The sequence below is a fragment of the Pedobacter paludis genome (assembly GCF_003173575.1).
Classification (GTDB): domain Bacteria; phylum Bacteroidota; class Bacteroidia; order Sphingobacteriales; family Sphingobacteriaceae; genus Pedobacter; species Pedobacter paludis.
On sequence record NZ_QGNY01000003.1, the window covers coordinates 664,315 to 673,955 of the forward strand.

General features: G+C 36.0%; 8 protein-coding genes. 6 read left to right on the top strand and 2 right to left on the bottom strand.

Annotation, left to right across the window (positions count from 1 at the left end; genetic code table 11):
* The first annotated feature begins 21 nt into the window (after positions 1–21).
* The 3 genes from DF947_RS11110 (at position 22) to glmS (ending at position 4,297) form a co-directional block, all read left to right on the top strand.
* Positions 22–846 (top strand): glycogen/starch synthase, encoded by an 825-nt coding sequence (locus DF947_RS11110; RefSeq protein ID WP_240615364.1) that lies wholly within the window; start codon positions 22–24, stop codon positions 844–846.
* 22 nt (positions 847–868) lie between these two features.
* The gene (locus DF947_RS11115; RefSeq protein WP_109929751.1) at positions 869–2,296 is read left to right on the top strand and encodes a DUF4270 domain-containing protein; all 1,428 of its coding nucleotides are present in this window, start codon (positions 869–871) and stop codon (positions 2,294–2,296) included.
* Between the two features lie 162 nt (positions 2,297–2,458).
* Complete coding sequence (gene glmS, locus DF947_RS11120; protein ID WP_109929752.1) at positions 2,459–4,297, top strand: glutamine--fructose-6-phosphate transaminase (isomerizing); 1,839 nt, start codon at positions 2,459–2,461, stop codon at positions 4,295–4,297.
* Between the two features lie 130 nt (positions 4,298–4,427).
* On the opposite strand, the gene aspS is transcribed toward glmS, so the two are convergent.
* Together aspS and DF947_RS11130 are read right to left on the bottom strand one after the other, a co-directional pair.
* Entirely contained in the window at positions 4,428–6,173 is a 1,746-nt protein-coding gene (gene aspS, locus DF947_RS11125; RefSeq protein WP_109929753.1) for an aspartate--tRNA ligase, read from the bottom strand.
* Between the two features lie 174 nt (positions 6,174–6,347).
* A complete protein-coding gene (locus DF947_RS11130) occupies positions 6,348–6,752 on the bottom strand; it encodes a hypothetical protein (RefSeq protein WP_109929754.1) in 405 nt (134 codons plus the stop codon).
* Positions 6,753–7,007: 255 nt separating this feature from the next.
* On the opposite strand from DF947_RS11130, the gene DF947_RS11135 reads away from it, so the two are divergent.
* From DF947_RS11135 to DF947_RS11145, 3 genes are all read left to right on the top strand, one after another.
* Positions 7,008–7,517 (top strand): RNA polymerase sigma factor, encoded by a 510-nt coding sequence (locus tag DF947_RS11135; RefSeq protein ID WP_394341491.1) that lies wholly within the window; start codon positions 7,008–7,010, stop codon positions 7,515–7,517.
* Complete coding sequence (locus DF947_RS11140; RefSeq protein ID WP_240615365.1) at positions 7,510–8,037, top strand: hypothetical protein; 528 nt, start codon at positions 7,510–7,512, stop codon at positions 8,035–8,037. Before DF947_RS11135 ends, DF947_RS11140 begins: the two co-directional genes overlap by 8 nt.
* Positions 8,038–8,156: 119 nt before the next feature.
* Positions 8,157–9,446, top strand: a complete 1,290-nt coding sequence (locus DF947_RS11145; RefSeq protein WP_240615366.1) for a hypothetical protein — start codon at positions 8,157–8,159, stop codon at positions 9,444–9,446.
* Positions 9,447–9,641 lie beyond the last annotated feature (195 nt).

The following is a 9,641-nucleotide window of genomic DNA, read 5'->3' on the forward strand; positions in this document are numbered from 1 at the left end:
ATATTTTCTTAAAATATGGAGATGGCAAAAACGAAGCTGCTGATTGTTACCCACGAGATGTCGCCTTTCCTCGAGCTTACTAAAATTTCTGAAATCACTCGTCAATTACCACAAGCAATGCAAGATAAAGGATTCGAGATCCGCATTTTGATGCCTAAATTTGGTAACATCAACGAGAGAAGAAATCGTTTACACGAAGTAATCCGCTTGTCTGGAATGAATATCATTATCGATGACAACGATAACCCTTTAATTATTAAAGTAGCTTCCATCCCAGCTGCCCGCATGCAGGTTTATTTCTTGGATAACGAAGAATATTTCCAACGCAAGCAAGTATTTAGAGATGCTAGCGGAAAATTCTTTGATGACAATGATGAACGTACAATCTTTTTCTGTAAAGGCGCTTTAGAAACGGTTAAAAAATTAGGGTGGGCTCCAGATATCGTTCACTGTCATGGTTGGATGAGCTCTTTAGTTCCAGCTTACATTAAAACAACTTATAAAAACGATCCAACTTTCAAAAATTCTAAAGTAGTTTATTCTATTTATGAAGATTGTTTCAGTGAGCAATTAAATGCAAACTTTTCTAAGAAAGCGGTTATGGCAAACATGACTGAAGCAGATACTAAAGCTTTCGAAGCGGCAGATTGCAATAGCATGCATATCGGTGCTGTAACCCATTCAGATGCAGTTGTATTAGCAGATGAAAACCTTAACGAAGATGTGTTAAAATTTGTTAAAGATTCCAATAAGCCAACTTTAGCTTATAACTTAACCGAAAATTTTGAAAACTTCTATACTTTTTATGAAGAAATTTCAAATGATGAATTGGTTTCTGTTGCTTAATTAGGTATTATTATTTTTAAATATGAAATTTACAAAACAAGACTTATTAACCCTGTTGATAGGTCTTTTTCTTTTTGCATCTTGTAAAAACCCCGATAGTATTGGTTTAGATGTAGATCCAAGCCAAGCAATACAAGGAACGTTGGTTAACAGCGATGTTAGATCTCAAACTGTTCTTGACAACGCCGTAAATACTGTTGGGTTAACGCGTCATCCTTTAGGTTATATGGTTGATCCGGTTTTCGGTAAAACGGAATCGAGTGTTGCCATGACGGTTGTTCCATATTCATTAAGTTACGATTTTGGAACTTCTCCTGTTTTAGATTCAGCGGTTTTGGTTTTGAGAATTGATACCAATCTGGTAAGTCCTAAAATTAAATTTTATGGAGATACTACTAATTCTATTTATAGTATCGATGTATATCAGCTAACAAATAAAATTACCAATTACAAAAGCTCTGATGTTCAGGCACATAATTCGTTATTGTTAGGCAATTTTAGAAGTAAGATTTATCCAAATACACCAATAAAAACCTTTAACATCCTTAAAGGCAAAACAGATACCTTAAGAACTGTAAAAGCAGAAATTAGAATTCCTTTGAACAAAGCCTTTATTCAAAGCACAATATTAAGCCTGCCTACAACAGGAACAACTACTAATGCTAAATTCGTAGATTACTTTAAAGGACTTTATGCAGAAATTAATAAAAGCACATCAACAGGTACAGGTGGTATCGCATTTATAGATTTTTCTAGTGTAAATTCTTACTTACAGCTGGTGTACAAAAGTACAAATTCATCTAGTGGCATTGATACCACATCAGTTAATTGGCCGATAAACACAAGTTCTGGTGCAATTACAGCGAACATTAAACACGACTACACAGGAACACCAATTAAAACGCAGCTGGATAATCCACCAACTACCGCAAACCCAACACCTTATACGGTTACTTATACTCAGGGCTTAGTTGGTGTGAGAACCAAAATCTCATTTCCAAATCTTGCCAACTTTACCAGCACTTATGGAAAATCAATCATAAACAAGGCTGAGCTGGTTGTAGATCTTAGCGCTGGGACTTACGCTTATCCATTTGGACCGGCACAAAGACTTTCTTTATACCGTTGGGATATTGCAGAACAGCCTGTAAATATTCCTGATCATGATCCACTTACAACAACTGGAGGCGATAAAAGAGGTTTATCTGATGGTATTTTTGGAGGTTATTATGATTCATTAAAAAACAGATATATTTTTATTGTAACCAGTTACGTGCAGGATTTGATTGATAAAAAATTAACAGATTACGGAACTTTTATCGGTCCAACATCTCTAGATGTATTTCAGGTATCTCCAACTGCAACTTCAGCAGAAAGATCAGTTATTGGAACAGGTGTAAATACAACAAATAAGGTAAAGCTTAATATCTATTACAGTAAGATAAATTAATCTTCACTAAAAACTCATCATAAAATTCACCTATTGTTAATACTTTAGGTGAATTTTTCGTTTAAGATGGTTTGTAAAAATTATTTTACGTAAAATTTTAATTGGCATGCTAAACAAACGTTTGTTTAGTATATTCGTGCGTTTTTAATTTATATAAATTTTATGTGTGGAATTGTAGGTTATATAGGCTATAGAGAGGCTTGGCCGATAGTACTTAAAGGTCTTAAAAGATTAGAATACAGAGGCTATGATAGTGCTGGTATTGCATTAATGAATGCCGATGGTCAACATATTTATAAAAAAGTTGGCAAGGTTGCCGCGTTAGAAGAATTTGCAGCAGATAAGGATAAAACCGGTACTATTGCAATGGGGCATACCCGCTGGGCTACACATGGTGTTCCATCAGATAGGAATTCGCATCCACATACTTCAAATAACGATAAGCTTTCGATTATTCATAACGGGATTATCGAAAATTACGCGACATTGAAAGAAGAACTTTCTTCTCGTGGCCATGAGTTTAAAAGCGATACCGATACGGAAGTTTTAATTCACTTGATTGAAGAAATTCAGAAAATTGAACAAATCGATTTACTAGAAGCAGTTAGACTTGCTTTAAAAGAAGTTACTGGTGCCTATGCCATTGTTGTTATGGATCGGGAAAATCCAGATCGTTTGATTGCTGCCCGTAAAGGAAGTCCGATGGTAATTGGTGTTGGAAAAGGCGAATATTTTATTGCTTCTGATGCAACTCCAATTATTGAATATACCAAAAACGTAATCTATCTAAATGATAACGAAATTGCATTGGTAACCAAAGATGATCTTTTGGTTAAAAGGTTGGATAACCTGGTGCAAACGCCATTAATCCAAGAGCTTGAATTGAAATTGGAAATGCTTGAAAAAGGTGGTTTCGATCATTTTATGCTGAAAGAAATTTACGAACAACCAAGATCGATTAGAGATTGTATGCGTGGCCGTATTTATCCGGAAGAAGGTAAAGTGCAATTGGGTGGGATAAAAGAGTTTGTAGAAAAACTAAAAAATATAGACCGTATAATTATTGTAGCCTGCGGAACATCGTGGCATGCAGGTTTAGTTGGAGAATATTTAATTGAGGAATACGCTCGAATTCCTGTTGAAGTGGAATATGCATCAGAATTTAGATACCGCAATCCAATTATTACCGAAAAAGATGTGGTAATTGCGATTTCACAATCTGGCGAAACTGCAGATACAATGGCTGCGATAGAAATGGCTAAAGAACGTGGTGCAACCATTTTCGGAATCTGTAATGTTGCCGGAGCATCTATTCCTCGTTTAACCCATGCAGGCGTTTATACTCATGCCGGACCAGAAATTGGTGTAGCATCTACAAAAGCATTTACAGCACAGGTAACTGTTCTTACCTTGATGGCTTTCTACATGGCTCAGCAAAAAGGAACAATAACGCAGTCTAAATTAGTAGGGTTATTAACCGAATTGGATAATATTCCAAATAAAATACAAATTGCCCTAGAATCTAACGATTTGATTAAAGAGGTAGCTTCCAAGATTAAAGACTCTAGAAATTGTTTGTTTTTAGGAAGAGGCAGTGGTTTCCCAGTTGCATTAGAAGGTGCACTAAAGCTTAAGGAAATCTCTTACATCCACGCTGAGGGTTATCCGGCGGCAGAAATGAAACATGGCCCTATTGCTTTAATTGATGAGGAAATGCCTGTTGTATTTATTGCAACACAAAACTCATCGTATGAAAAAGTAATAAGCAATATTCAAGAGGTTAAAGCTAGAAAAGGAAAGGTAATTGCAATTGTAACCCAAGGCGATACTGAAGTGAAGAAAATGGCCGATTATTGCATAGAGATTCCAGATTCTGATGAAGCATTTTTACCTTTATTAGCAACTATTCCATTACAGCTTTTATCTTATCATATTGCGGTAATGAGGGGTTGCAATGTAGATCAGCCTAGGAATTTGGCTAAATCTGTAACTGTTGAATAAATCAGATTCTTAAGATTCTTTCAGCAAGGCAGTAACCAATAAATAAAAAAAACCACTTGATTATGCATCAAGTGGTTTTTTTATGTCGTATTATTTGCCTTTTGTAATGAAGGGCAAATAAGCTATTGAATTATAAATCTGTTTTGATTTTCAGTTCTTTAAGTTGTTTATCATCAATTGTACTCGGACTATCAATCATAACGTCTCTACCCGAATTGTTTTTAGGGAAAGCAATAACATCACGTATAGAATCTAAGCCAGCAAAAATTGAAGTTAAACGATCGAAACCGAAAGCAATACCACCATGTGGAGGTGCACCAAACTCAAAGGCATCCATTAAGAAACCAAATTGTTTCTGAGCTTCTTCGGCACTAAAACCTAAATGCTTAAACATCAAGGCCTGTAATTCTCTGTCGTGAATACGTATAGACCCGCCACCAATTTCAGTTCCGTTAATTACCATGTCGTATGCGTTGGCACGAACATTTTTCGGATCCGTATCTAACAAGGCAATATCTTCAGGTTTTGGAGAAGTAAATGGGTGGTGCATGGCATGGTATCGTTCAGTTTCTTCATCCCACTCTAAAAGTGGAAAATCAAGAACCCAAAGTGCCGAGAATAGGTTTTTATCACGTAAGCCCAAACGGTTACCCATTTCCAAACGAAGTTCGTTTAATTGCTTGCGAACTTTATCTGTAGAACCTGCCAAGATTAAAAGTAAATCTCCTTTTTCCGTTTTGAAGGCTTCACTCCATTGTTTTAAATCTTCTTCGTTGAAGAATTTATCTACCGAAGATTTAATAGTTTCGTCATCATTATGGCGGGCATAAATTAATCCTGTAGCACCGATTTGAGGACGCTTGATGAAATCCGTTAATTCATCTAATTGTTTACGGGTATAACTTGCAGCTCCTTTTGCATTAATACCGACAACGAGTTCTGCATTGTCAAAAACAGGGAATCCCTTGCCTTTAACCAAATCGTTTAGCTCAACAAATTCCATGGCAAAACGGGTATCTGGTTTATCAGAACCATACAAACGCATTGCATCTGCATATTGCATACGCGGTACTTCCGGCAAATCGTAATTGCGCACTTCTTTAAATAAAGTACGAATTAATCCTTCAAAAGTATTTAAGATATCTTCTTGTTCGATAAAAGACATTTCACAATCAATCTGAGTAAACTCAGGCTGGCGATCGGCTCTTAAATCTTCATCTCTAAAGCATTTTACAATTTGGAAATACCGATCGAAACCCGAAACCATAAGCAATTGCTTAAAGGTTTGTGGCGATTGTGGCAGAGCATAAAACTCGCCTGCATTCATACGGCTTGGCACAACAAAGTCTCTTGCACCTTCTGGTGTAGATTTTATTAAAACCGGTGTTTCTACTTCGATAAAGTCTAGAGCATCAAGATAACGGCGAACCGATTGTGCCATTTTATGACGAAGTACCAAGTTGTTGCGAACTGGGTTACGGCGTAAATCTAAGTAACGATATTTCATGCGCAACTCATCACCCCCATCGGTTTCATCATCAATCATGAATGGAGGTAGCTTTGCCACATTAAGAATTTCTAAGGCAGAAACTTTTATCTCAATATCTCCTGTAGACATTTTCGGGTTTTTGTTGCTGCGCTCTACAACGGTACCTGTTGTTTTAATTACATACTCGCGACCCAATAAACGTGCTGCTTCGCAAAGTTCGCGATTATCATCCATATTAAAAACAAGTTGTGTAATACCATAACGATCGCGAATGTCGATAAAAGTCATACCGCCTAAATCTCTTGATTTTTGTACCCAACCACACAGCGTAACACTTTCGCCTAAATTTTGAAGGCTTAATGCACCACAAGTTACTGTTCTTAACATATATAGTAATCTAAATTAAGCGGCAAAAATACCGAATTTGTTTTAAAGTTTAGAGAAGAAGATTCAGGGAAATTTGTTGAATGCCAAAATATGCTTTAGACGGCAAAAACACATCGGCAAGCAAGTGGAAGAAATGAATAAGTTTAAGCTTTAACAGCTTTTCTGGTAATTAAATTAATATTTCTCCTCCAACACCACTTCAACCGCAACTATTTTCCATTCGCCGTTTATATTTTTCCAATGATAAACTTCTTCGGTCTGGATGGTTTCTTTTTTAGAGAAGACGAGTAAATTCGGTTTTATAATAACTGATTTTCGGGCTATTTTTTCGGTAAAAATATCATTCTCAAAAGAGGATTTTATTCTATAATGGCTGGTTTTATAATCCTTTATACTTTTAAAATATTTTTCAAGATTTTGGGCAAACTCTTTTTTATCAAAACTTGATGCATCAGCATTAGCATACTTCAAACTTTCATCGAAATACTGCATATAGAGGTTGGCATCTCTGTTTTCTAAAGCCCGATCTGCCTTTTTATGTACCTCGTTTACGGTTGAAATTATTGAATCGATTTCCATAGTGTGAAGTTAATTGTTTGCATTAGGGTTTTCAAATTTATGATGAAGTGTACCGATATTTTCCATAACAACAGATTCTTCATTTGAAAGGTTTAAGTTTACACTAAAGCAAAAAGTAGAAACGTTTTAAAATTAATTTAAACTTTTTTCTACCTTGATGCAACGTTTTAAAATCTTACCTGTCTTATAATCAGAATCATCAAAATTTTGGAAGCGGTATACATCGATAAAAACCTAGAATTAGTAAAAGAGTGCATGCAGGGAAGCCGGGCTGCGCAGTTTGAATTGTACAAGCTGTATGCAAAGGCAATGTATAATGTTGCCCTGCGCATTTTAAATTATGAAGAAGAAGCCGAAGATGTTTTGCAAGAATCGTTTTTAGATGCTTTTACCAGAATTGTTGATTTTAGACAGGAAACCACTTTCGGATTGTGGCTGAAACAGATTGTGATTAATAAATCGATCAATTACCTCCGCAAGCGCAAGTTTGAATTCGTAGGGACAGATGAGATTTCGGAAATGCCTGATGAGATTAGTGCCGATGAATATGAAGTAAAGTTGCAGGCCGATGAAATTAGAAACGCAATTACCGAATTGCCAGATGGCTATAGGGTTGTTTTAAGTTTGTATTTACTGGAAGGTTACGACCATGAAGAAATTGCGCACATTTTAAAAATAAGTGAAAACACAAGCCGCACACAATATATGCGGGCAAAAAAGAAGTTAAAAAATATTTTAGAACAGAAAGGGATGAGAGATGAATAATAGATTAGAAACCTTTGTTAAAGAAAATCGCAAGTCGTTTGATGCATTTGAACCATCGGCAGGGCTTTGGGCAAAGATTGAGCTTGAATTAGACAAAAAAAAGAAAAAAAAGCCAGTAAAGCTATATTTATGGATGAGCGCTGCGGCAGCTATAGTAGTTGTTTTCGGTTTAGTTTGGCTGCACGCCGGAAGAATGCAAAACAGAGATTTAGAAATCGCTGATGTAAACTCGGCTTATGCGCAGAAGGAAGGCCATTATGCTGGCTTAATCACCGAAAAGAGAGATAGCTTAGCCATTTTTGCCTCTGCAAATCCAGATTTATACAAAAAATTTACAGCCGATTTAAGAAAGCTTGATGAAGATTACGAACGCTTGAAAGCTGAACTACCAACTACGCCAAACCAACTTTATGTGGTAAAAGCAATGGTTAAAAATAGAGAGATCCAGCTTCAGCTGTTGAAACAACAACTAATGATTATAAACCAGGTTGACGATTATAAAAGGGTTAACCAAATATAAATTAAGCAGAAAGATAAAGAATACAGAATATCTTGAAGACTCGAGATTAATTACGCTCACCCACAACATACTTAAGCCAGCCGGCAGGTTTTAGGTAAGTGATTTAACAATTAACAAACATGAAAACAATAAAAATATTTTTAGCCATAATGGCTTTCATCGCCGTAAAAACCTATGCCCAACAAGTAGCTGCGGTTAATAATCCATCAGAAAGTTATGCAGTTAATACGGTAACCGTTGCTTCAGTAAATACATCGGTTAAAGTAACACAAGATGTACAGACAGGTAGTGATGCGGAAAAATCCAAATCTTTCAGTAAAAGCTTTAGCGTAGACAATAATGATAAAGTTAATTTGAACAATCAGTATGGAGCTATTGTAATTAAAACCTGGGATAAAAAAGAGGTGCGTGTTGATATTGATATCAAAGCTTATAGCAATTCAGAGAGCGATGCCCAAAAATTAATTGATGATGTATCAATTGACGCCAATAAAACAGGTGATGTGGTTTCCATTAAAACAAATATGGGCGAAAAGAACGGTAGGTATGGGCGCAGTGTTAAAAATGGGGTAACAACATGGAGAAGAGAGGTTAAGGTAAGTTACACTTTGTATATGCCTGCAATTAATCCACTAACAGTATTACAACAATACGGCAATGTTGATTTAGGCGATTTTTCAGGACCGACATCATTAAAGGTTCAATATGGAAACCTTACCGCTGGCAACCTAAGTAATGCCAACAATTATATTAATGTTCAGTATGGTAAAACTACTGTTCAGGATTTAAACGCAGCGGTAGTAAAACACGAATATGGTGGTGGCGTAAACATTGGTTCGGTAGGTACAATCGAAATTTCTGCGGAATATGTTCCGGTAAATATTAATACAATCAGAAAATCGGCGGATATTAAAGTAGAATATGGATCGGGATTAACGGTTGGCAATATCGGTGGCAACTTGTTATTACATACTGAATATGCGAAAATCAACATCAATACAATTAAGGGCAATACGGTAATTCAACAGGGATATGGCAGTTTAACCATTGCGAATGTGGGCAAACTTGCCTTAAAAACGGAATATACCAATGTTAGTTTGGGCAACTTAAATGGCGATGCAAATATCGATATGGATTACAACAGACTATCTGTTGCTGAGATTACGCCAGCTTGCAAAAACTTTACTTTTAATGGCGAATATGTAAGTGTTGGTTTAGGTTTTGCCAATAATTATAATGCCAACTTTAACCTTTCAACTTCTTATGCAGGTTTTAAATACGGCTCTAATGTATCTTCTACCCAGGTAAGTAAAGATGATGAAACCAAAAAATACACTGGAAAAGTTGGCAATGGCGGTTCGGCAAATGTGTCAATTAAAACAGAATATGGTTCGGTTACCTTTAAATAAGAATTTCCAAGCTAAATAAACTAAAGAAGTCTTGCCAGCAGTTGGCAGGACTTTTTTTATCTTTAGCCTGTCTAGTCCTGAAATAGCGATACAAAAAAGAATCGTTATGAGAAGCATTATCAAATCGGGTTACCAAAAGCGTACCCAAAAAGACTATTCGTTATCCTTTAAACATCAGATCGTTTTCGAGATTGA

Bases quoted from the DNA above. Each gene is read 5' to 3' on its own strand.
- DF947_RS11110 (WP_240615364.1), top strand. From the start codon at position 22: ATGGCAAAAACGAAGCTGCTGATTGTTACCCACGAGATGTCGCCTTTC.
- DF947_RS11115 (WP_109929751.1), top strand. From the start codon at position 869: ATGAAATTTACAAAACAAGACTTATTAACCCTGTTGATAGGTCTTTTT.
- glmS (WP_109929752.1), top strand. From the start codon at position 2,459: ATGTGTGGAATTGTAGGTTATATAGGCTATAGAGAGGCTTGGCCGATA.
- aspS (WP_109929753.1), bottom strand. From the start codon at position 6,173: ATGTTAAGAACAGTAACTTGTGGTGCATTAAGCCTTCAAAATTTAGGC.
- DF947_RS11130 (WP_109929754.1), bottom strand. From the start codon at position 6,752: ATGGAAATCGATTCAATAATTTCAACCGTAAACGAGGTACATAAAAAG.
- DF947_RS11135 (WP_394341491.1), top strand. From the start codon at position 7,008: ATGCAGGGAAGCCGGGCTGCGCAGTTTGAATTGTACAAGCTGTATGCA.
- DF947_RS11140 (WP_240615365.1), top strand. From the start codon at position 7,510: ATGAATAATAGATTAGAAACCTTTGTTAAAGAAAATCGCAAGTCGTTT.
- DF947_RS11145 (WP_240615366.1), top strand. From the start codon at position 8,157: ATGAAAACAATAAAAATATTTTTAGCCATAATGGCTTTCATCGCCGTA.